This window comes from [Muricauda] lutisoli (nom. illeg.) (assembly GCF_017313105.1).
GTDB classification, from domain to species: Bacteria; Bacteroidota; Bacteroidia; order Flavobacteriales; family Flavobacteriaceae; genus Flagellimonas; species Flagellimonas lutisoli.
Map to the genome: position 1 here is coordinate 213,485 of NZ_JAFLND010000001.1, position 20,181 is coordinate 233,665.

A 20,181-nucleotide genomic window follows, 5' to 3' on the forward strand; every position below is an offset into this window, starting at 1 on the left:
AAATCAAAAAACTATGAGACTTTCCTTTGCCGAACAGATACAAAATGCCAATGTACTCTTACACGAAAATGAAGTGGAAAGGTCCATTGAGAACTATCAAGAAGCATTGCAAATGGCTTCCGATCCAATGCAAAAACTTCATTTAAACAGTATTTTGGGGAGGTTGTACCAAAGAACAAAAAGCCCGAAAAAGGCTATTGAAGCTTTTAACAACGCTTTGACTTTGATGGAAGGAGATCCTAATCTGGGAACTTCGATAGATAGGGCCTCCATTTTGAACAATATTGCTGCCATACAATCCGAAACGGAGAAGGTAAAGGCCATTGAAAATTATAAAAAATCTTCTGCCATTTACGCTGAAGCAGTTGAAAAGGGGAAAATTGATTATTACCCACATTTGGCAAACACCCAATTTGCCCTTGCAGAGGTATATGCCAAGAAGAATGATTTCTACTTCGCCAAAAAATATTATAAAGAGGCGATTAAAATTTACGAAAACTTAAAGGATAGGGCTTATATAAAGCTTAGGGCAAGTGCCCACTATCAATTAGGTAACATTTATACGGAAGAATTCAATCTGTTCGATGCAAAAGTTCATTACATGAAGGCTCAGACCCTTTTTGAAAATTTGATAGAAGAGGGATATGAGACTTTAAAACCATATTTGGCCGCCGTACTTAATAATTTGGCGGTCACCTTTAACGCTATGGAGGAGCCTGAGAAATCGTTGCAATATTATGATATGGCATTAAAAGCGTATCAGGAATTGTCCGATCGAAATTTTGATGTATTTCAGCCCTATGTAGCGTCCACATTCAATAGTTTGGGCATTGTTCATTCCGAAATGCAGAATTTTGACCAGGCTATTCAGAATATAAGTGAGGCTGTAGATCGGTACAATGAGCTGGCAGATGCAAGACCTCAGGAGTACACCCATTATTTGGCCACAGGGTTACATAATTTGGGCTTGTTCCATTTTGAATTGAGGAACTACGATAAAGCGATGTGCCATTTTGACCAGGCTCTTGAAATCAGGAAAAAACTGGCTTCTGAACAACCTGAGGATTTTGATGCCGATTATTGTGCAACTGCCTTGAACCTGGTGGAACTCTATCAATCCGAATTGGAAAACAAGGTGGATTTCAATTTTAAGGTCAAAGCCTTGCAGTTATTGGCAGATGTGGAGATACGTTTGGGAAAATATGTAGACAATTTGCCGGTCATCAAAAACATGAAAAACGATCTCCAACATTATTTGGATTACTTTACAAGCATCAATGAGGAACGCTTGTCTTTACATCATGTTTTAAGAAAGGTCAATAATTTGAAAGAGCAGATAGATGAAACCATTTATCCCAAGGAAAAAATGGTCTTTCAAAAAGAAATAATGAAACTCCTTAAGTACACTTTAAACCAATATTCCAGTAATGACCGTTTAAAATATGAACTTGCCCTAGCCCATGTAAATATGAGCTGGCTTCAATTACGGCTAAAAGAGTTTCACAAGGCGGAGCAAACCATACTTGATGCTCCGATAATGGAGAGCCCGTTACTTTCTTTGACCTGTAATTTGGCACATAGTTATCTGTTGAAAGATCAGACGGATAAAGCAATGGTACTGTATGAGGAACTTTCTGAAAAAGTGAATAATCAGAATGAAAGTTATATGGAAATCATTTTAAAAGACTTTGAAACCCTAAGGAGGGATGGAATCGATCATGATGGTTTCAAAACGGTAACAGAGCGTTTCAAATAATCCTGACAGACAAAAAAAGAACTGACCAAAAAGTGTTTCTGTTTTTTTAAGCAGTATTGCACCTTTTGGCCAGTTCCCGTTAAATATAAAAAAGGTATTGTTTTTCTATATTCTTATATGAACAGCAATTGGGTTCCATCTTGATCGGCCCTGCTGTAGAAATCTCCAATGGTAAGGATGCCATCCAAATCATCGATAAGATCTTTTTCTTCTAAGTGGAACATGTCAACGGCTAATTTACATGCCCAAAGCTTACATCCGGAATCGGATAGAATTTCCAAGAACTCACCTACTGGTGGCATATCCAGTTTCTCCATTTCTTTTTTCATCATATTGGAGGCAAATGCTTCAACACCTGGCAGACCTCCCAGCATCGTAGGCATGTGCATTGCCGGGTTACCTACCGTGGCAACATGCAAGTGCTCCAATTTTTTCTTTTGAATGGCTTCCAAGCCGAAGAATGTAAAGAATATTTCAGATTCGATGCCTTCCATTCGGGCTCCATTGGCCATCACAAATGCTGCGTACACATTTTCAAGAGTGGCCTTGGAGAGTATAAAGAGCATTTTTTTGACTTTTGTATCGCTCATAATCTTAAGTTTAACCTTGTTTGTAAATCCGTTGAATTAACATTACCTGTAATCAAATACAGCTTTTTGGTTTTGGAATTCCAGCGATCATAGTGGCCTTTTTTAATGGTCCACCAGGGAAAAGTGCATAGAACTCCTTAATATTGATCACACCACTTTTTTTGATGCCCCTAATGGATAGTGGCTCTTCATTTTTATATTTATCCTGGATGTAATCTATAATTTCCCAGTGCTTATCGGTCATTTCAATACCTTGCTCTTTCGCTATCTCTGTAGCAATTTCTTTGCTCCATTGCGAAAAATCGGTTAGATATCCTTCTTGGTCCACTGAAATTGTTGCTTGTCCTATTGTCTTGTCCATTTTTTTAGTATTTAGGTTTAATAATTATGCTTCTGTTTCTTCAAAATGTTTTCCTTTTTCACTCATGGTCGCAGATACGAAAGGAATATGGATTCCTTTGATCAGCATGTTCCAATAGATCCATCTAAAGGCCATTTTTCCCATGTGGTTTGTCCTGCTTTCCTTGAGCAGGTTCAATGGTCCTACTCCTGGGAACGGGAACGTACCTTCAACTGGCTCATGCGTATAGTTAAAATCTATCAATAGTGCTTTACCTCCCCCTGTTTCGATAAAACAGTTGGCATGGCCATCGAACTCTTCTTTTAAAGGTTCTCCGTTGATGTATCTCAAAATGTTCTCTGTTAAAATTTCAGCTTCAAAGTGTGCTACAGATCCAGCTTTGGAAGCAGGTAGGTTGGTAGCATCGCCAAGGGCAAAAATGTTTTCATGATCATCGGTTTGTAGAGTAGCCTTGTTTGTTGGAACAAAGTTGAGGTCATCGCCCATTCCTGATCGTTCTATCAAGGCATCTCCCATATTGGTGGGCACTGTTACCAAAATATCGTAAGGAACTTCTGTTTCAGCATAGTCAATGATCTTGTTGTTTTCATAATCGACTCGCTCGATATTAAAATCGGTCACTTCTTTTATTCCTTTATCCGTTAGTAAGTGGTGCAGTGCTTCGGTAGCTTTTGGCTTGGTAAAAGCACCTCCCAAAGGAGTTACAAAAGTAATGTCCACTTTGTCTCGCATCCCTTTGTTTTTAAAGTAGGAATCTGCCAAGAAAGCAAACTCTAAAGGAGCTACGGGGCATTTGATGGGCATTTCGGTGATGTGAACCACCAATTTACCACCCTCCCATTCACGGAATTTATCACGAAGGGCTTTTGCTCCTTCATAAGTATAAAAGTCAAATACACTTTTGTGCCATTCGGGCCCCTTCATGCCTTCAACTTCCTCTGGGGCAATCTTGGTACCAGTGGCGATGATCAAGATATCGTAAGCGAGTTCGGTCCCATTTTCGAGCAATACTTTATTATCCTCAGGTTGGATAAGTTCAATTTTTTCGTTGATGTAATTGACTCCTTTAGGAATAAATTTGGCACCTTTTTTCTTGACTTGTTTGGTCGTATAAATATCAAAGGGAAGAAACAAGAACCCAGGTTGATAGTAGTGGGTTTTATATTGATCTACCACAGTGATTTTCCATTCATCTTTAGGTAGTTTTGATACAAGATGGTTGGACATCATTGTTCCGGCTGTTCCTGCTCCTAATATGACTAAATTTTTCATGATTTCTGGTTTCTATGATTTACTGGAGTAAAAGTACTCAATGGTTAAATCTGTAAATATGACAATTGTCAGTTTTTGACTATTTTCTGTGTAACTTAAGTTACATAAGGTGTTGTTTTATAGCGTATTAGGTCTTTAAGTGTCTGTTAGTTAGACATAAATCCGGATTTGAACATACATCACGATAATATTTCCAGGGGAACATGGATTGCTTTATAAATTGTCCATAAATTCATTTTACCAAGTTAGGTGACCGTAACATCGAACAAATAACCGACCAATGCCGTTAGACCCATGGCAATGGTACCCCAAAATGTTATTCGAGCAACGGCTTTTAAAATACTTGAACCTCCGGTTTTGGCAGCCATGGCCCCCAACGATATAAGGAAGAAAATCCCAAAAGCATATAAGTAGTATTCCAAATGCTCCAATGGTAAAAATAGGGTCACTATTAATGGTAACAAGGCACCAAAGGTAAATGCCCCACCCGAGGCAAGAGCTGCTTGTATCGGTTTCGCCTGATTGATTTCGTTGATTCCAAGTTCATCACGGATATGTGCACCAAGGGCATCTTTCTCGGTTAATTCCTTGGCCACTGTCCGCGCTGTTTCCCTTTTGAGCCCCCTTTCCTGATATATCTGTGTGAGCATCTCCAATTCCATTTCCGGTGTTTCCTCCAATTCTTTTTTTTCCCTTTCAATGTCAGCTTTTTCCACATCGGTTTGGGAACTAACAGAAACATATTCCCCGGCAGCCATGGATAAAGCACCTGCAACCAACCCGGCCAAGGTGGCCAAAACAACAGGTTCTTTACTATGGCTGGCGGCAGCAACACCAATAGCGATACTGGTTGTGGAGAGTATACCATCATTTGCACCAAGTACAGCGGCGCGTAGCCAATTGCTCCTTGTAATGTAATGTGGATCTAAGTAATCTTGTAATTTGGGTTCACTATCTTTCATGGTAACTAATTGGAGAGTTGTAGCTTAACCTTAACAAGATACTAAAAACGGAAAATAGCACAGGTGATTTTTATCAGCTTGTGCTTGACAAGAAATTATGTGGTTGAGTAAAAAAATGAAAAACCTTTAAATTACTTTTTTACGGGTTTTATGTATTGTTTTGATGATGTTTTTAGTAGAGCTAGAGGCACTAGACCTACCCAAGTAAAGTCTAATAAATAAAAGGTTTGAAAAACTTGATATCAAGCCTTCAAAAAAGGACAAATTCATAACAAAAAGGGGTCGGCAACCCAGTTGAAAACAAAAGGGGTTTGCTTTTGTGTATTAGATATAGTTATTTCGTAGCTAATCAGGTGTTGTAATACCAAATTTGACTAGAGTGTTCGGGATTGGGGATGATTATGACACAAATCCGTAATTATATTTCCAAGACATTCGATGAAAAGTATGGGTGTGGGGGGTATAACAATAATTGTGTAAATAGAATGAAAGAAATACGTAAGATGCCAATAGGCTTTAAGGGTGTTGCAATGCTTGCACTGCTTACCCTTATCCTTGTTGGATGCAAGGAAAGCAGCAAACCGGAAAAGACTGACAAGGAAATGGAGGTCAAAGAACCTTTGGGAGCGGACAATGTAGCCTACCAATGGAGCGAAATGGCGATTTTGGGAACTGCTCATGATACCGAAAAATTCAATCCAAGGCCCACGGTGACATCACGGTTTCTTGGACTGATTTTTGTCTCGGTATTTGATGCATGGAGCCGGTATGATGCCCAAGCAATCCCTGTATATTTAAAAGATGTAGATAGAAGACCCGCAGGAGAACGTACATTGGAGAACAAGGAGATAGCAGTCAGCTATGCGGCTTATCGTGCCTTAAGTGAGTATTATTATACCGATGAGCCTATGTTTGCCGATTTTATGGTGGAATTGGGTCTGGACCCGGACAATACTTCGTTGGATCCCAATACTCCCGAAGGAATCGGTAACTTGGCAGCTAAGGCTGTCATCGAAGCAAGAAAAGGGGACGGTGCCAACCAGTATGCGGAAGAAGAGGGATCCGATGGTGTTCCTTATTTTGATTATACCGGTTATGAGCCGGTCAACCCTGTGGATGAAAGTACAGACCCCAATCGCTGGCAACCCAAATATTTTTCTGATGGAAAGGGCGGTCGGTTTGCGCCTTCTTGCCTCACGCCATTTTGGGACAAGGTGGAACCTGTTGCATTAAAATCCGGGGACCAATTTCGCCCCGGGCCACCCCCTAAGATTGGATCGGAACAACTGGAGAAGGAAGTGAGGGAGGTTGTGGAACTGCAGGCCAATCTTACGGATTACCAAAAGGCTTTGGTGGAGTTCATGAGGGACGGACCACAATCCGTGCAACAAGCGGGGCACTGGCTTCATTTTGCACAGGAGGTTTCTCTTAGGGACAATCATACATTGGACGAGGATGTGAAGATGTTCTTTTACAATCAAGTTGTTGCAATGGACGCGTTCATTGCTTCTTGGGACAGCAAGATGTACTATGACTTTGCAAGGCCTTTTGCTTTAGTGCATGAATATTACTCGGGCCAAAAAATCAAGGCTTGGGGAGGAGTTGGCAAGGGCATGGTGGAAATGGACGGGAGTCAGTGGAGGCCCTATTCGCCGGATACTTTTCTTTGTCCGCCATTCCCCAGTTATACTTCCGGACACAGTACCATTAGTGGTGGATGTGCCGAAGCATTAAGGCTGTGGACCGGTAGTGATGAATTCGGATATGAAACGGAACTTGTCGCAGGAGCATTGACCGAACCTAATAATTTAGGTGACACCATTACTTTGAAATTTCCAACATTTACGGAAACGGCCAATATGGCTGGTATTTCAAGGGTACTCGGGGGGTACCATATCCAATCCGATAACATAGCAGGCCTGGAACTGGGGAAAGATGTGGCCAGAGAGGCTTGGAAGTTCTATGAAAAACACATTGGAAAAGAATAGCTATCTTTCTAAAATACAGAAAGCATATGATGTGGAAACAAATCAGGGTTTTACCAATTACTTCTTATATAAACTTTTTCAGGAAACTTTATTTTAATCCCGGTTTTCTCGCTTTTCTTCTGCTGGTTATGGGGTCTTGCAAAAATGGAGGAGAATCAAAACCAAGTAGTCAACTCGATGGAGAAACTGCAAATAGGGTCTTTGAATTCACAAATGACCTGGTTGATGAGAGCAGTCCCTATTTACTGCAACACGCACATAACCCTGTGGATTGGAGGCCTTGGGCGCCTGACGCCCTCGACACTGCTCAAAAGACCGATCAACTGATTGTTTTGAGTATTGGTTATTCCTCCTGCCATTGGTGTCATGTTATGGAAGAAGAATCTTTTGAGGATATCGAAGTTGCTGCCTTGATGAACGAAAATTTTGTAAATATCAAGGTGGACCGAGAAGAGCGGCCAGATTTAGATCAGGTATATCAAACGGCATTAAAACTGGTCAGTGGAAATGGAGGTTGGCCATTGAATGCGATACTGTTGCCTGATGGTAAGCCTGTGTATTTGGGTACATACCATACAAAGGAAGAATGGATGGCAGTACTTTCTAAATTTAGCAGCGAGTATAAAAACAATCCAGATAAAATAAAGGAATATGCAGCCCTACTTACCGAGGGGGTCCAGGACTTTTATGAACTGCCGACATCTACCAAAGGATTAACGGATAGCAGGGTGATAGTGGAATCGGGAATTGCCAAGTGGTCCAATTCATGGGACAAAACCTGGGGAGGTGATACGGGGAATCAAAAATTTGTTGGCCCAGCTAAATTGAACATGTTGCTGGATTATGGTGTTTTGGAAAATGACGAATCCGCAGAACACCATGTGGAACTTACGCTGGAAAAGGTGGCCATGGGTGGCATTTACGATCATATTGGTGGTGGTTTTTTTAGATATAGTACCGATCCATACTGGAAAACACCTCATTTTGAAAAAATGCTATACGACAATGCACAGCTGATTCAAATTTATGCAAAGGCCTATCAAGTAATGTCTAATCCCCTTTTCAAAGATGTGGTATACAAAACTTTTGGATTCTTAAAAGATGAAATGAGAAATCCCAATGGAGGATACTACAGTTCCATGGATGCCGATTCAAATGGAAAAGAAGGTGGCTATTATATATGGCAAAAAGATGACCTAAGGTCCGTTCTACAAGAGGGTTATCCATTGTTTGCGGAGTATTTCAATATCAAAGATGAGGAGGAACTTCAAGAGGGAGGCTTTGTTCCTTATACCACCATGCAGGGCAGTGCGTTTGCCGATGCTAACGATTTAAGTGCAGAAGAATTTAATAAAAAGAAAGAAACTTGGGAGAAAGCCCTCGTCTCCCATCGAGAAAGCCGAAAACGACCTTCCATTGATGATAAGGTCATTACCTCTTGGAACGCATTGTTGATAGACGGTTATATCCAAGCTTACAGGACTTTTGATGATCAAGTTTTTCTGACCGAGGCGCAAAAGGTATTTGACTTTTTGATGTCCCATAATTATGACGGGAAAAGGCTGTTACATTCGTTTAAGGAAGAAGGTAGCCGTCAAGAAGTTTTTTTGGAAGATTATGCTTTTATGGCCAAAAGCGCACTGGGTCTATACGAAGTTACCTTAAAGCCAAACTATCTGGATGTGGCCAAAAGGCTGCTCAATATGGCGATGGCAAGGTTTACGGATGAATCGGGCATGTATGCCTACAGTGAATCGGATGAATTGATTACAAAAATCATCAACATTCCCGATGGTGTTCTCCCTTCTGCAAATGCCATAATGGCACAACTACTTTTTAAAATAGGCCATATGGAGTACAACAAAGGGTTTTTGCAAAAATCGGACGACATGCTTTCCATGACTACAAATGGTATAAATGAAAATATCGAATTTTATGGCACCTGGGCTTCGTTGATGTTGCATAAGGCCTACCCGTATTTGGAAATAGTAGTGGTCGGGGAAAATGCAGCGTCCGTAATTTCGGAAATTGACAATTATCCGTTTTCAAACACTCTATTGGTAGGCAGTTTAACGGAAAGTGACCTGTCTATTTTTGATGGACGCTATGTGGAAGGGGAAACCTTTATTTATGTTTGCGAAAACAAGACCTGTAAACTTCCGGTAACCACTATCCCCGACTTTTTAAAACAAATGGCATCTTTTGGGCATCCTTCCTTTTAGGATATTCCGCTTTGTAAAGTAGCACAGGTTTAATGTATTGTTTTGATGGTGTTACAGTGAAGTAGGGGACAACCGAGCATTCAAAAGGTCTAGTAGATAGAACTTTTGGGCGCAGGAGGGGCTATACAATGCTGGCTTTCGATCCAGTAGTCTTAATAAAAAAAAGCTACCCAAAAGGTAGCTTTTTGAAGTGGAGCCGGAGGGATTCGAACCCTCGTCCAAACAAGCAATAACCATGCTTTCTACATGCTTAGTATCTGTTTGATTTTCGATGCATGCCTGACCAGATACGGCCTAACATACACTTATCTTCTTTAGGTTTTAGAGGTGTCGCCAAAGCGAACGAACACCCTTGTGTTGACTTTTTTGGTGCTCCTAAACGAATCGCCGTCAACAAGGGCTATTCAGGAACATCTCGCTTCCCTACCTTGTAGGGACGAGGCATATCTTACTATAATTCAGATTATGCGGCAAGAGCGTAATTATTTTCGCCAATTAAAAGTGTGAAACATGAGATTAACGAGCTGTATCCCAGCGCTCGGCATGCTTACATCGCCATTGGTCTTGCTGTCAAAACCGGTCGGCCCCGTAATGTTATTCCTGTGAAGGCAGGAATCTCTCACTTTCTTATCAAAGAACGCTTTTTGGGCGTTTCCCAGAACTTGCTTGGCAAGTTCTAGGTCGGGCTATCGGCCGTACATGGTACCTGCCTCTATCCCTAACGCGGTCGGCAAAGGTAACTCATATCCATCAAACAATAAAAAGTTTGCTTACCCTGCCTATTACCCTTAATTTGGTCAACAATTATACCAAAATACCATATGAAGTTCGGAATCATCAGGGAACGTAAAAATCCGCCCGATCGCAGGGTGGTGCTATCACCAGAGGAATGTCAAAATGTCCTTTCCAATTTTCCTAAAGCTGAAATTTTAGTGGAATCGTCCCCCATTCGGGTTTTCGCCGATAAAGAGTATGCCGATAGGGGAATCCAGGTAGTCGATGATATGAGTTCCTGCGAAGTACTTCTTGGTGTCAAAGAAGTTCCTATCGATGCGTTGATTCCCAACAAAAAGTATTTTTTCTTTTCGCACACCATTAAAAAACAACCATATAACCGAGAGTTGCTCCGAGCAATACTGGACAAAAACATCGAATTGTACGATCACGAAGTCATCACCAACGCAAAAGGAGCTAGATTGGTGGCCTTTGGTCGTTATGCCGGCATAGTTGGGGCCTATAACGGATTCAGGGCGTATGGGTTAAAATATAATTTGTACCGATTGCCCAAGGCCGAGTCCCTTTTGGACCAACAGGCATTGATTGCCGAGCTTAAAAAAATACAACTGCCCAATATCAAAATATTGCTTACCGGAAAAGGCAGAGTGGGTAATGGAGCTAAGGAAATGATCGATGCCATGGGATTGGAACAAGTCGGTGTTGCAGAGTACTTGAAGGAGGAATTCGATTATCCGGTATATTGCCAGATAGATGCCTCTGAATATAACAAACGAAAAGATGGGGTACGTGGAAACAAAGCCGATTTTTTTCAGAACCCCGAGGCATATAAATCCAACTTTTTCAGGTTTGCCAAAGTCACCGACTTCTACATTGCAGGACATTTTTATGGCGACGGCGCCCCCTATCTCTATACACGGGAGGATGCGAAACAACCCGAGTTCAACATAAAAGTAGTGGCCGATATCAGTTGCGATATCGATGGTCCAGTGGCATCCACCATTCGTCCATCCACTATTGCTGACCCCATCTATGGTTACGAGCCCAAATCCGAAACAGAGACTGATTTTATGGCTGAAAATGCCATCGCCGTAATGGCAGTGGACAATCTGCCATGTGAGTTGCCGCGCGATGCCAGTGTAGGATTTGGTGAGGCATTTTCCAAATATGTAATTCCGTCATTCTTTAACAACGATAAAGATGGTCTTCTCCATCGGGCACGTATGACCCAAAATGGTAAATTGACCTCTCGCTACGCCTATTTGCAGGACTACGTAGATGGCAAAGAATAACCTTGTATCCAAAATTCAAGTGCAAAAGTTGGTAATGGGTTGTTTTTTAGTATATTGTATGTCCTAATTATCAAAAGCCAGTGACATTCAATTGGGTATTTTCTGGAGATGACAATCCAGCAATGCAACGGACCTGTATCGATTTGGAATACAGTCTCAGACCAAGGATTATGCGATTCTTGTTATCCCGATTGGATGTGGATACGGACTTTTCCATGTTTTACTTTGATGTGGACGTAGATAAAAAATGGGTCTCCATCTCAGATAAAACTCCCCAAGAATATATGGTCAAAATATCGCCCGATTTTGATCAAACGATCAATGGGTCTTCTTTTTCTTCTGTGGCTTAAGCCTATGCTTAATCTTTTAATTCAATGTTCCAAGTAATTACAGGGTGCTCTTTGGGAGCAATATAGGTACCCAGGGCCTTAAGTTTTATTTGAAGGTCGGCCTTTTTTTCGAGCGTCTTTATTTGAAGGGTTTTGGTGCCGCCGGCAGGTATGGTGAATACTGGGGAACTGGAATAGAATGTGTACGACATTTGATTTTCAAAAATGAGGTCGCTACTGGTAACGTTCTTTAAAGTAACTTCCAAAATAGATGTGTTGTTGATGTATTTGGCCTTCTCAAATTGAACAGAGGCATTCAGCAAAGGAACCAGGTTTTCCTCTTTCCCCACCAATAGCGAATTGAAGACTGCCACTGTTCTGCCGGCAAATAAAGCTTCTTTCAGCGATTCTTCTGATTTTTCCTTGGCAAAGACCAAGGTTATGGGACGTGTATGCCCCTTTTCCACATAATCCCAATCTATTAGTCCATGAACATCGCTAGTGCCCATAATCGTCAAATTATTCTCAAGGGCAAGGGCCAATGATTCTTCGGAATAATCTCCGGTATTGATCACTTCGATACCGTGCAGCTCGCCGCTGCTGATACGTTCTTTTTGAAAATCACTCAAAACAGGATTTCCTTTTGGCGATTGCGCATACCAGGCAGGGTGGTTCCAAAAAACAAATGCAGTCTGCTTTTTTGCCTCTGCAAAAGAATCCTCGGCATTAGCCACCAGTAGTTGGTTGGCATCTGTGATAAATATGGCATTGTTATGCCCGATAGGCGCTTGGCGCGTGATTTCCGATCCATGGACAAGCAAAAGATCATGGTCCTTGGCTTCTTGCATGGCAATTTCATAGGAACGGTTCCTGTCTGGGTGTGGTATATCTTCCTTGTGGGGTTGATATTCGATATGCTCGGTAAGTGAAATTACATCCAAGTTGTCTCGGAGCGCTTCCATAACTCGAATACTGGGCCACACATTGCCATCGGAAAAAACGGTATGTTGGTGTAAATCTGTTTTCAAGGTTACATAACCAGGAATGTCCGGAAACTCAAGAGCTCGGGTGCTTTGATGTGTATGTTCTTGGGCAAATAGAAACGAAACGGTAAAAAGAGCAATAAAAAATGGTTGGAATTTCATGTTGATGGTTTTATCAAAACTATGAAACCTCCGCATGAGTTTCAATGCCAAAGCGTACATCTTACAAACTGTTAACCTGAAGATAAAGTAGTTGGGAAGTCAGGTCTGAAAATAGCATTTACAACAAATCACAATTAATAAATATTTAAGGATCTAAAGAGGCATACAACGCAAATTCCTTGTTAGGTTTGCCAGCTTAAAACCTAGGTATTTTGCACATCGATTTGATTATAGCGGCACTTTGGAGCCTATCACCATTCGGAGAGGCCAAAGTTGGCATACCTTATGGAATGTACCAAGGAGTCAATGAGTACCTGGTTTTTATTGTTTGTTTTGGTGCCAATGTATTGGTGTTTCCGATGATGATGTTCTTTTTGGAGTACGTTAACCGTCATCTGATCAAATGGCGTTTCTATAAAAAGTCCGCGGTTTTTGTTGGACAAAGGGCCAAAAAGGGGTCGGGTAAAAAAGTACAGCGTTTCGGTTTTTTGGGTATTGTCCTCTTTGTTATGATACCACTGCCAGGTACGGGAGTTTATGCTGGAAGTATTGCAGCCTATCTCTTCAAAATGAAAAAACGTGAGGCCTTTGCCGCCAATACAATCGGTATCTTCTTTTCCTCGGTAATTATTTGGGTCGCTACTTTAATGTCGATAGAGGGCATATAGCACAATAGTTTTATCGAATTTCACCCATCTTAAGGAGGGATTTGTTTATTTTGCCTCCAACTTGATCGTTAACCTAAAAAGAGTAGTATGGCATCTGGTTTTTTTGCTGTTTTGGATGATATTTCCGCACTTATGGACGATGTAGCGACCATGAGCAAAGTCGCAACCAAAAAAACGGCAGGTATTTTGGGTGATGATTTAGCGGTGAATGCCGAGAAAGCAACCGGTTTTTTGTCAAGTCGTGAAATCCCCGTACTATGGGCCATTACCAAAGGTTCTTTATTGAACAAACTGATTATTCTCCCCATCGCTTTTTTGTTGAGTGCCTATCTGCCCATAGCTATTACTGTGATATTGATTTTGGGTGGGATTTATTTGGCCTATGAAGGAGCGGAAAAGGTATACGAATATGTTTTTCATAGGAATGAAGAAGGTCATGCAAAAGACCCCATTGATATTCCTGAAGCGGAATTGCCCGAACTGGAGAAGAAGAAGATAAAACAGGCCATTATCACGGATTTTATTCTGTCCGTTGAGATTGTCATTATCGCATTGAGTACAGTGGTCAAAGAACCTTTGACTATACAAATAGCAACGGTTTCTGTGGTGGCATTATTGGCGACTGTTGGAGTCTACGGTATTGTAGCGTTGATCGTTCGTATGGATGATTACGGTTACAGGCTCATTAATCTGAATGAGGAGCATAACAGTTTTTCCGATCAGGTTGGAAGAGTTTTGGTGAATGCACTTCCCAAGATCATCAAAGGTTTGTCAATCGTGGGCACACTGGCGTTACTGTTGGTGTCTGGGGGTATTTTTAACCATAACATTGAGTTTTTCCATCAATTGTTCCCGAGCATGCCGACCTTGCTCAAGGACTTTATTTTTGGGTTGGTCATAGGTTTTGTTGCACTTTTTTTACTGAAGTTGGTTAAAAAGCTGTTCAAGCGTAAATAACAAGTAAGCTGTTTTATGAACCCAGCGGAAGATTATATTATCAACCAGGAAGAGCCATTCAAAAGTATATTGCTACAACTACAGGTCTTAGTGGAGACTTCCGTTGCCAATCTGGAATTGAAATATAAATACCGACTGCCCTTTTACTACTTGAACGGTAAACCATTTTGCTATTTCAACGTATCCCGAAAAAAGGGGTATGTGGATGTGGGCTTTTGGAGTTCGGCCCACCTGAGCGTTCATCTGGATAAAATGATCACCGAGGGCAGAAAAGTGATGAAGTCGCTCCGTTACCATACCTTGGATGATATTGATGCCGAAGTTTTTGTGGCGGTCATCAAAGATGCGGAATCCGTCAACCATAAAGGTTTTTGGAAGTGATCAGCCTTTGCCCGGGACCAGTTCGGACCTCTTTGTTTTCAGTTTGAAAAAAGCTATCCAGAGGGATATAATCCCCAAAATCAACCATAGCAAATCCACTAAAAGAATGTGTTGATGTCCTTTTTGATAAGCAATCCATATCCAATTGCCTGTTGTAATTCCGTTTGCAATTGGAACCAACAATCCCAAAATACCACCGGAGATCAACGTCCATGTATTGGTAAAGGCAATATCCTTTTTAAGGATAAAGAACACCGTTGTCACCAACCAGATAGGAAAATAAGTTTGGTACAGGAAACCCATATCCACTGTTGGTGCAAATTTTACGATGATAAATTCCAAAGCGGTAACAGGTAGCAAGGTAAGACAGATGGCCATATACCAATTGGCCACTTGTTGGTTGAACCTTCTGCGTTTTTCCGGTATGTTCTTTTTATCACGAGCCACAAGCCAGATCATAATTCCCGATAGAATCACAAAGCACGAAACCAATCCCAGGATAAAGGAAATCACTCGAAGCCCATAACCGGCATAATCCCCAAAATGTAGGCGGAACATCATATTTTTCACCCCATCCAAATACGAAGTCTGGGCAATTGGCACTTTTTCTTTTGCAATGGAACCATCGGCAATTTTGTAAATACGGTATCCCAAACCGTTCAGCTTGGTTTCATAACCGAGATGTCCGCTAATGGCGGCATGCATATTTCGGTCGCCGTAGTTGAAAATGTGCGTCTCCGTAACCCGAAAGTCGCCCCATTCCTCTTTCATTTCCTGGACATATTGGTCTAAGTTGATGGTGTTATCCAATTTTTGATTTTGGAATTCGTACACGGGATGGTTGTACTCCAAATCTTCGTACAATTGGTTTTGGTCACCATCATACAATCCCATCACCATGGGAAGCACCAAAATACCTTTGAGCAAAAAGAAGGCTCCGGTTACAGCATATACAAACTGAAATGGAAACCCTATCACCCCAAGAGCGGTATGGGCATCTGTCCACATGGTTTTGAGTTTGGCCCATGGCCTGAAAGTATAAAAGTTGGAAACGATCTTTTTCCAATGTACTAAAATCCCTGTAATGATAGCGAATAGGAAAAAGAAGGCCACAAACCCTGCCAAAGTTCTGCCGTAAGGGTAGGGGATTTGGTCTAAAAAATGAAGCCGGTACAAGAATTCCCCCAAATGATAATTACTTGCATAGCTATCGGTTTTGGTCTTGGCTTCAGGGTCCAAATAGAAAAATACGGGAGCTTTGTCTTCCTCAAGTGCCAATGAATCTTTTGAAGCCCCTAAGGTGACGGAAATGCTCCGTTCGTTGTAATAATGTCTCAATTCCACATCCCGGCCGAACAAGTTGTACTCTTTGGAAAGGTCGTTAAGGTGTCCGTCCACGCTACCGGGCAACTCATCTTTCTGACTCACGGAGTGGCCATGTTGCCAATTGGCAATTTCATCCCTAAAAAACGAGAAAGACCCCGTAAAGAAAATGACATAAAGCGCTACGCTGATAACGATACCGCTTACGGTATGTGTATGAAATAATATATTGTAGATACGGTTTCCCATAGTTTAAACAAGTGGGTTGGTTTGGTTACCAAGATGGTATATGACAAAGAGTACTAAACTGGTCAAAAGGTAAATGCCCCATACTTTCCAGCCGTTTTCGCCTAAAAAGGCAACGACCATTAAAACGGCCCAAAGAATAAAGGCAGAAAATGTACTGGTAATGATCACCGCTACGTGGTTGAACCAACTGGCCAAGGCCAAATGGAACATCACGGCCACAATGAGACCACCTAAAATAGCTGCGGTAATTTTGGCAAAACGTTGCGAGGGCGATGGGTTCAAATATTTTTTATTGGCTGGCATAGGTTAAAACAAAAAGGTTTCAAAAAAGACTGCGCACAAAAAAAGAATGCCCAAAAAGCGGTAGTTCAAAAATCTTAATGGAGCAAGAAGAATCACTAAACTGGCTACCGTCATCAAAAGGACTAAGAAAGAGAATGTTCCTGAACCGAGGCCCCAGTAAAAGCAGCTGAGCCCCAATGAGAAAATCATTAGGGCCAAACCGGTCAATTGTGCTATTTTTTTATATTCCCCCGCCCATTTCTCGGAGCCCAGCTCTCCTACAAAGGCCATCTTTTTGGAGGTGCCATAAAGCAGATAAAAGGCAATAAATGTGAGTAATGAAATAAGGGTCACCATAGCTTATCGTTTTATGCAATAGGTGGCACAATGCCAAATAAATTCATAAGCCTCACCATTGTAGGTGCCTGGGATTTCTTCCTTGGCGGTTGTCTCCACAATGTACTTGGTATCCCAGGGCAGGGCAAAGGAAACCTCTCCATTGTCGTCCGTGTACAAGGTTTTGGACCACAGGTCGGAAACATAGACTTTAAGCTCGTTTTTTGCAATAGGCTCGCCTTTGTACAAAACTTGAAGCCTGATTTCCTCTCCATCGTTTTCCAACTGCTTTACCACGATTCCATCGGGATTCATGGTTTTGGTATCACCATCGGTACCTACCTGAACTTTTGCGGTGGAATGATAATGGGTCTTGAAAATCCCAAAGTCGTATTGGGTATAATCGATCACATCGATTTCACTGTTGTTCACGGCAATGGTGTACACACCACGCTGAGAGGGGATAAAACTCGCCAAATAATGGTCTTCTTTGGCTATGGTGCTCAATTTGGTCTTTGTCCCATCTGGACCAATTACCCAAAGGGTAAACTCTGAAACCAAAGGAAAAGCTTCGCCTCCCACTTTTTCAATCACACCGTAGGTGTACTCCCCATAATGCACACGGACTTCCTGCACTTGGCCCAAGTGTCCTGTGCCATTGGTCTCTATCCATAAATAGTGAGCTGAGACCGACAGCACAGGCAGGGTGATGAGCAATAAGGTTACTATTAGTTTCTTCATTACGTTTTCTTAGAATTTATAAGTGAAATTGGCAGAAAGACTTCTTAAGTTTTGAGGGCTGATGGTAGACCATCCTTTGTAATAGTCCTTGTTTGCGATGTTGTCCAACTTCAACGTGATTCTGAAATCGCTTGCATCGTAAAAGGCAGAGGCGTTGAGAATGGTGTACTCGTCAATAGTGAACGTACCGTTTGATCTATTGAAGATTTTGTTCTCGCTGGCGTAGTTACCTCCAAATCCAAGTCCAAAGTTTTCCAAGGTACCTTGAGTAAATCTGTAGCTTGCCCACAAATTGGCCAAGTTCATCGGGCCTGCACTCTCGGGTCTAAAACCGGTAAAACTGGCGTTTCCTTCAACCAATTTGCTGTCGTTATAGCTATAGCCGGCAATAATGTTCAATCCTTCAATGGGGGAAGCGATAATGCTCGCCTCAAAACCCTTGCTGGTCTGCTCACCATCTTGGGTATAGAAATAGTTGTTGGCATCGGTATCGATTCGTTGTGCCATATCGCTCACGGTAATGTTGTAGTAGCTCAAAGTGGCAGAAAGCTTGTCGTTGAACAGGTTCAATTTGGTACCGAACTCGAATTGGTTGGCGTGCTCTGGGTTCAATGCTCTTACCGAAGTGTTCCCATCAGATAGTTCTGTTACGGGAGCAACATTGCTGAATCCGTTCATGTAGTTGGCAAACACCGATACTTTATTCAAGATCGGCTGGTACACCAAACCAAATTTTGGTGAAAATGCAGTTTGATTGTATCCGTCGTTGGAAAAACGGTCCACACGCAAACTGGCCATTGCGGACAATTCCGGTAATAGATTAATCACGTTGGAGGCATAGGCACTAAAGATTTCTTGTTGTGCTTCGCTGAACTGTGCTCCTGGATTGGCCAAGGTGGCTATTCCAGCATCGGCACCGGCCTGGGTCAAAACACCGGAGTCGTACAAACCGGTTCCCATTGGGGTTCCAAAGTAATCGTGTAGGGCAGGGGCAACGGCTTGGAACTCATCTGGGTTTCTCCCAACATAGATAAAACCTTGGTTTCCATAGCCTGTGCTGTTGTTGATGGTCCTTGTTTTAAGGTAATCCAATCCTACAACCAAGCGGTTGCGCATGTTTCCGATATTGAAATCACCGATAAAGTTTTGTTGAATATCGGTTCCTAAAGTTTCGGAGTTTTGATTGCTCGTATAGCGTGCCAAGATGATGCCGTCTTCGAGTGGAGCCCCGGAAAGACCTTCTACCGTTGAGGTTGTCTCGTACAAGTAAGAGTAGTATCCATCAGACTTGGCATTAGATCTCGAAATTACGGTTTGAGATGTCCATGAATCGCTCAAAATATAGTTCATTTGACCTTGCAGGCTGTATGTTGGTGTATCGATATACAAATCGTTGCTGGTGTAGGAGCGTTTGAAATCGTAACCCAATTCATCCAAATTGGTCACACGAAGTGGCGAACCACGGTCCACAAACAACATGGTCTGGTTGGTGCTTCTACCGTTGTAAAACTCGGTATTGATGTTAAAAGAAAGCCTATCAGTTGCCTGAAATGCCAAAGATGGCGCAAAGAAGAACGACTTTCTGAATCCAGCATCCTGATAGCTGTTTTGTGTATGGTACGAAGTATTTACCCGAAGTGCGATATTGTTTTGGTTGCCCAAGGTTGTGTTTACATCGGCGCTTACCCTGTTCAATCCATAACTGCCAGAAGTATAAGAGATATTTCCTCCAAAACCGTAGAATGGTTTTTTGGTGTTGATGTTGATCAAACCACCGTAGGAAATCAAGCTGCTACCATACAAAGTTCCTGAAGGTCCTTTGATGACCTCAATGGATTCAATGTTGGCTGGATCGGGACTTCCGTTGGTCAGGCCAGGTAATCCGTTGATCATTGTTGGTTGCACGGGAAAACCACGTAATGAGAAATATCCAGCTCCATCATTTCCTCTACCTGTAGACTCCCAAAGTTTATCGATGCCGGGTGCGTTTTTAAGGGCATCATCAAAATTGGTCACTACTTGGTCTTGTAACAACTCGGTTGAAATAGAATTGTACACTTGAGGATTTTCAATGTCTTTTAATGGCATTTTGGATACATATACGCTTGCTTTGCGCCCAAATTTGTTTATTTGGTTCCCTTCGACCACAACTTCGTTCAGTTGTTCTTGTCGCTCCACCATAACAATGGTTTGTACGGTTGTAGTCTGGTTGGCATAAACGGTAACGGTTTTATTCTGTGCGCCAAAACCTACCATTGAAAATGTCAGAGTATAGGAGCCGGGGGCAAGGTCGGATATTTCATAGTCCCCTGAATAATTTGTATTTGTTCCTAAACCAGTATTGGAAACTGCAATATTAACATTGGCCAAAGGATGGCTTCTTTGATCTGTTACTTTTCCGGAGATGTTCCCTGATTGAGCTTGTGCCAAAGAATAAAAAGCCAAGCTTAGCATGAGTAGTATACGTTTCATTTTATTATTTGTAATTAGTCTAAATAAATTTTTAAGCAAATGTAAATGTCAACGATTGCTTCTCCAAAATATATTTAGACTAATTATAAATAATGTTTTTAACTGAAACTTATTTCACTG

Annotated in this window: 18 protein-coding genes and 1 other RNA gene; 8 read left to right on the plus strand and 11 right to left on the minus strand. The window is 41.8% G+C overall.

Translation table 11 applies throughout. The annotated features are described in order from the left end of the window. Window positions 1-13: 13 nt before the first annotated feature. Window positions 14-1,756, plus strand: a complete 1,743-nt coding sequence (locus J0X13_RS01025; protein WP_207069637.1) for a tetratricopeptide repeat protein — start codon at window positions 14-16, stop codon at window positions 1,754-1,756. A 113-nt stretch (window positions 1,757-1,869) separates the two neighbouring features. On the opposite strand, the gene J0X13_RS01030 is transcribed toward J0X13_RS01025, so the two are convergent. From J0X13_RS01030 to J0X13_RS01045, 4 genes are all read right to left on the minus strand, one after another. Continuing rightward, window positions 1,870-2,346 carry a DsrE/DsrF/DrsH-like family protein gene (locus J0X13_RS01030; protein ID WP_207069638.1) on the minus strand — a complete coding sequence of 159 codons (477 nt, stop codon included), beginning with the start codon at window positions 2,344-2,346 and terminating at the stop codon, window positions 1,870-1,872. A 52-nt stretch (window positions 2,347-2,398) separates the two neighbouring features. After that, window positions 2,399-2,707 carry a TusE/DsrC/DsvC family sulfur relay protein gene (locus J0X13_RS01035; protein ID WP_207069639.1) on the minus strand — a complete coding sequence of 103 codons (309 nt, stop codon included), beginning with the start codon at window positions 2,705-2,707 and terminating at the stop codon, window positions 2,399-2,401. A 24-nt stretch (window positions 2,708-2,731) separates the two neighbouring features. Continuing rightward, window positions 2,732-3,979, minus strand: coding sequence for a type III sulfide quinone reductase, selenoprotein subtype (gene sqr / locus J0X13_RS01040; protein ID WP_207069640.1), 1,248 nt, complete (start codon window positions 3,977-3,979; stop codon window positions 2,732-2,734). A 245-nt stretch (window positions 3,980-4,224) separates the two neighbouring features. Beyond that, complete coding sequence (locus tag J0X13_RS01045) at window positions 4,225-4,941, minus strand: VIT1/CCC1 transporter family protein (RefSeq protein WP_207069641.1); 717 nt, start codon at window positions 4,939-4,941, stop codon at window positions 4,225-4,227. A gap of 485 nt (window positions 4,942-5,426) precedes the next feature. Between J0X13_RS01045 and J0X13_RS01050 the strand changes: the two genes are divergently transcribed. Together J0X13_RS01050 and J0X13_RS01055 are read left to right on the plus strand one after the other, a co-directional pair. Next, on the plus strand, window positions 5,427-6,929 hold the full coding sequence (locus tag J0X13_RS01050) for a vanadium-dependent haloperoxidase (RefSeq protein ID WP_242535587.1): 1,503 nt from the start codon (window positions 5,427-5,429) through the stop codon (window positions 6,927-6,929). 128 nt (window positions 6,930-7,057) lie between these two features. Then, window positions 7,058-9,151, plus strand: a complete 2,094-nt coding sequence (locus J0X13_RS01055) for a thioredoxin domain-containing protein (RefSeq protein WP_207069642.1) — start codon at window positions 7,058-7,060, stop codon at window positions 9,149-9,151. A gap of 188 nt (window positions 9,152-9,339) precedes the next feature. On the opposite strand, the gene ssrA is transcribed toward J0X13_RS01055, so the two are convergent. After that, window positions 9,340-9,739, minus strand: a transfer-messenger RNA (tmRNA) gene (gene ssrA, locus J0X13_RS01060). A gap of 233 nt (window positions 9,740-9,972) precedes the next feature. Here ssrA and J0X13_RS01065 point away from each other — a divergent pair. Both J0X13_RS01065 and J0X13_RS01070 read left to right on the plus strand, forming a co-directional pair. Then, window positions 9,973-11,178: an NAD(P)-dependent oxidoreductase gene (locus J0X13_RS01065; RefSeq protein WP_207069643.1), complete on the plus strand. Its 1,206-nt coding sequence runs from the start codon at window positions 9,973-9,975 to the stop codon at window positions 11,176-11,178. Between the two features lie 170 nt (window positions 11,179-11,348). Beyond that, window positions 11,349-11,528, plus strand: coding sequence for a hypothetical protein (locus J0X13_RS01070; protein ID WP_207069644.1), 180 nt, complete (start codon window positions 11,349-11,351; stop codon window positions 11,526-11,528). A gap of 8 nt (window positions 11,529-11,536) precedes the next feature. Here J0X13_RS01070 and J0X13_RS01075 read toward each other — a convergent pair whose 3' ends face one another. Then, window positions 11,537-12,652, minus strand: coding sequence for an Sb-PDE family phosphodiesterase (locus tag J0X13_RS01075; protein WP_207069645.1), 1,116 nt, complete (start codon window positions 12,650-12,652; stop codon window positions 11,537-11,539). Window positions 12,653-12,864: 212 nt separating this feature from the next. Between J0X13_RS01075 and J0X13_RS01080 the strand changes: the two genes are divergently transcribed. The 3 genes from J0X13_RS01080 to J0X13_RS01090 all read left to right on the plus strand — a co-directional run bounded on the left by J0X13_RS01080 (window position 12,865) and on the right by J0X13_RS01090 (window position 14,658). Then, window positions 12,865-13,320, plus strand: coding sequence for a COG2426 family protein (locus J0X13_RS01080; protein WP_207069646.1), 456 nt, complete (start codon window positions 12,865-12,867; stop codon window positions 13,318-13,320). 87 nt (window positions 13,321-13,407) lie between these two features. Next, window positions 13,408-14,277 carry a DUF808 domain-containing protein gene (locus J0X13_RS01085; RefSeq protein WP_207069647.1) on the plus strand — a complete coding sequence of 290 codons (870 nt, stop codon included), beginning with the start codon at window positions 13,408-13,410 and terminating at the stop codon, window positions 14,275-14,277. 15 nt (window positions 14,278-14,292) lie between these two features. Further along, entirely contained in the window at window positions 14,293-14,658 is a 366-nt protein-coding gene (locus J0X13_RS01090) for a DUF1801 domain-containing protein (RefSeq protein WP_207069648.1), read from the plus strand. On the opposite strand, the gene J0X13_RS01095 is transcribed toward J0X13_RS01090, so the two are convergent. Genes J0X13_RS01095 through J0X13_RS01115 form a run of 5 tightly spaced genes read right to left on the minus strand, consistent with a single transcriptional unit; the run spans window position 14,659 to window position 20,061 of the window. Continuing rightward, window positions 14,659-16,230, minus strand: a complete 1,572-nt coding sequence (locus J0X13_RS01095; RefSeq protein WP_207069649.1) for a PepSY-associated TM helix domain-containing protein — start codon at window positions 16,228-16,230, stop codon at window positions 14,659-14,661. 3 nt (window positions 16,231-16,233) lie between these two features. Then, complete coding sequence (locus J0X13_RS01100; RefSeq protein WP_207069650.1) at window positions 16,234-16,533, minus strand: hypothetical protein; 300 nt, start codon at window positions 16,531-16,533, stop codon at window positions 16,234-16,236. A gap of 3 nt (window positions 16,534-16,536) precedes the next feature. Further along, on the minus strand, window positions 16,537-16,869 hold the full coding sequence (locus J0X13_RS01105; protein WP_207069651.1) for a hypothetical protein: 333 nt from the start codon (window positions 16,867-16,869) through the stop codon (window positions 16,537-16,539). A gap of 3 nt (window positions 16,870-16,872) precedes the next feature. Then, a complete protein-coding gene (locus J0X13_RS01110) occupies window positions 16,873-17,589 on the minus strand; it encodes a DUF4198 domain-containing protein (RefSeq protein WP_207069652.1) in 717 nt (238 codons plus the stop codon). A 9-nt stretch (window positions 17,590-17,598) separates the two neighbouring features. Continuing rightward, window positions 17,599-20,061 carry a TonB-dependent receptor gene (locus tag J0X13_RS01115; protein ID WP_207069653.1) on the minus strand — a complete coding sequence of 821 codons (2,463 nt, stop codon included), beginning with the start codon at window positions 20,059-20,061 and terminating at the stop codon, window positions 17,599-17,601. Between the last annotated feature and the right edge of the window lie 120 nt (window positions 20,062-20,181).

What these genes read in the sequence shown, in the direction of transcription:
- J0X13_RS01025 (WP_207069637.1), top strand. Translation starts at nt 14, where the DNA reads ATGAGACTTTCCTTTGCCGAACAGATACAAAATGCCAATGTACTCTTA.
- J0X13_RS01030 (WP_207069638.1), bottom strand. Translation starts at nt 2,346, where the DNA reads ATGAGCGATACAAAAGTCAAAAAAATGCTCTTTATACTCTCCAAGGCC.
- J0X13_RS01035 (WP_207069639.1), bottom strand. Translation starts at nt 2,707, where the DNA reads ATGGACAAGACAATAGGACAAGCAACAATTTCAGTGGACCAAGAAGGA.
- sqr (WP_207069640.1), bottom strand. Translation starts at nt 3,979, where the DNA reads ATGAAAAATTTAGTCATATTAGGAGCAGGAACAGCCGGAACAATGATG.
- J0X13_RS01045 (WP_207069641.1), bottom strand. Translation starts at nt 4,941, where the DNA reads ATGAAAGATAGTGAACCCAAATTACAAGATTACTTAGATCCACATTAC.
- J0X13_RS01050 (WP_242535587.1), top strand. Translation starts at nt 5,427, where the DNA reads ATGAAAGAAATACGTAAGATGCCAATAGGCTTTAAGGGTGTTGCAATG.
- J0X13_RS01055 (WP_207069642.1), top strand. Translation starts at nt 7,058, where the DNA reads ATGGGGTCTTGCAAAAATGGAGGAGAATCAAAACCAAGTAGTCAACTC.
- J0X13_RS01065 (WP_207069643.1), top strand. Translation starts at nt 9,973, where the DNA reads ATGAAGTTCGGAATCATCAGGGAACGTAAAAATCCGCCCGATCGCAGG.
- J0X13_RS01070 (WP_207069644.1), top strand. Translation starts at nt 11,349, where the DNA reads ATGCGATTCTTGTTATCCCGATTGGATGTGGATACGGACTTTTCCATG.
- J0X13_RS01075 (WP_207069645.1), bottom strand. Translation starts at nt 12,652, where the DNA reads ATGAAATTCCAACCATTTTTTATTGCTCTTTTTACCGTTTCGTTTCTA.
- J0X13_RS01085 (WP_207069647.1), top strand. Translation starts at nt 13,408, where the DNA reads ATGGCATCTGGTTTTTTTGCTGTTTTGGATGATATTTCCGCACTTATG.
- J0X13_RS01090 (WP_207069648.1), top strand. Translation starts at nt 14,293, where the DNA reads ATGAACCCAGCGGAAGATTATATTATCAACCAGGAAGAGCCATTCAAA.
- J0X13_RS01095 (WP_207069649.1), bottom strand. Translation starts at nt 16,230, where the DNA reads ATGGGAAACCGTATCTACAATATATTATTTCATACACATACCGTAAGC.
- J0X13_RS01100 (WP_207069650.1), bottom strand. Translation starts at nt 16,533, where the DNA reads ATGCCAGCCAATAAAAAATATTTGAACCCATCGCCCTCGCAACGTTTT.
- J0X13_RS01105 (WP_207069651.1), bottom strand. Translation starts at nt 16,869, where the DNA reads ATGGTGACCCTTATTTCATTACTCACATTTATTGCCTTTTATCTGCTT.
- J0X13_RS01110 (WP_207069652.1), bottom strand. Translation starts at nt 17,589, where the DNA reads ATGAAGAAACTAATAGTAACCTTATTGCTCATCACCCTGCCTGTGCTG.
- J0X13_RS01115 (WP_207069653.1), bottom strand. Translation starts at nt 20,061, where the DNA reads ATGAAACGTATACTACTCATGCTAAGCTTGGCTTTTTATTCTTTGGCA.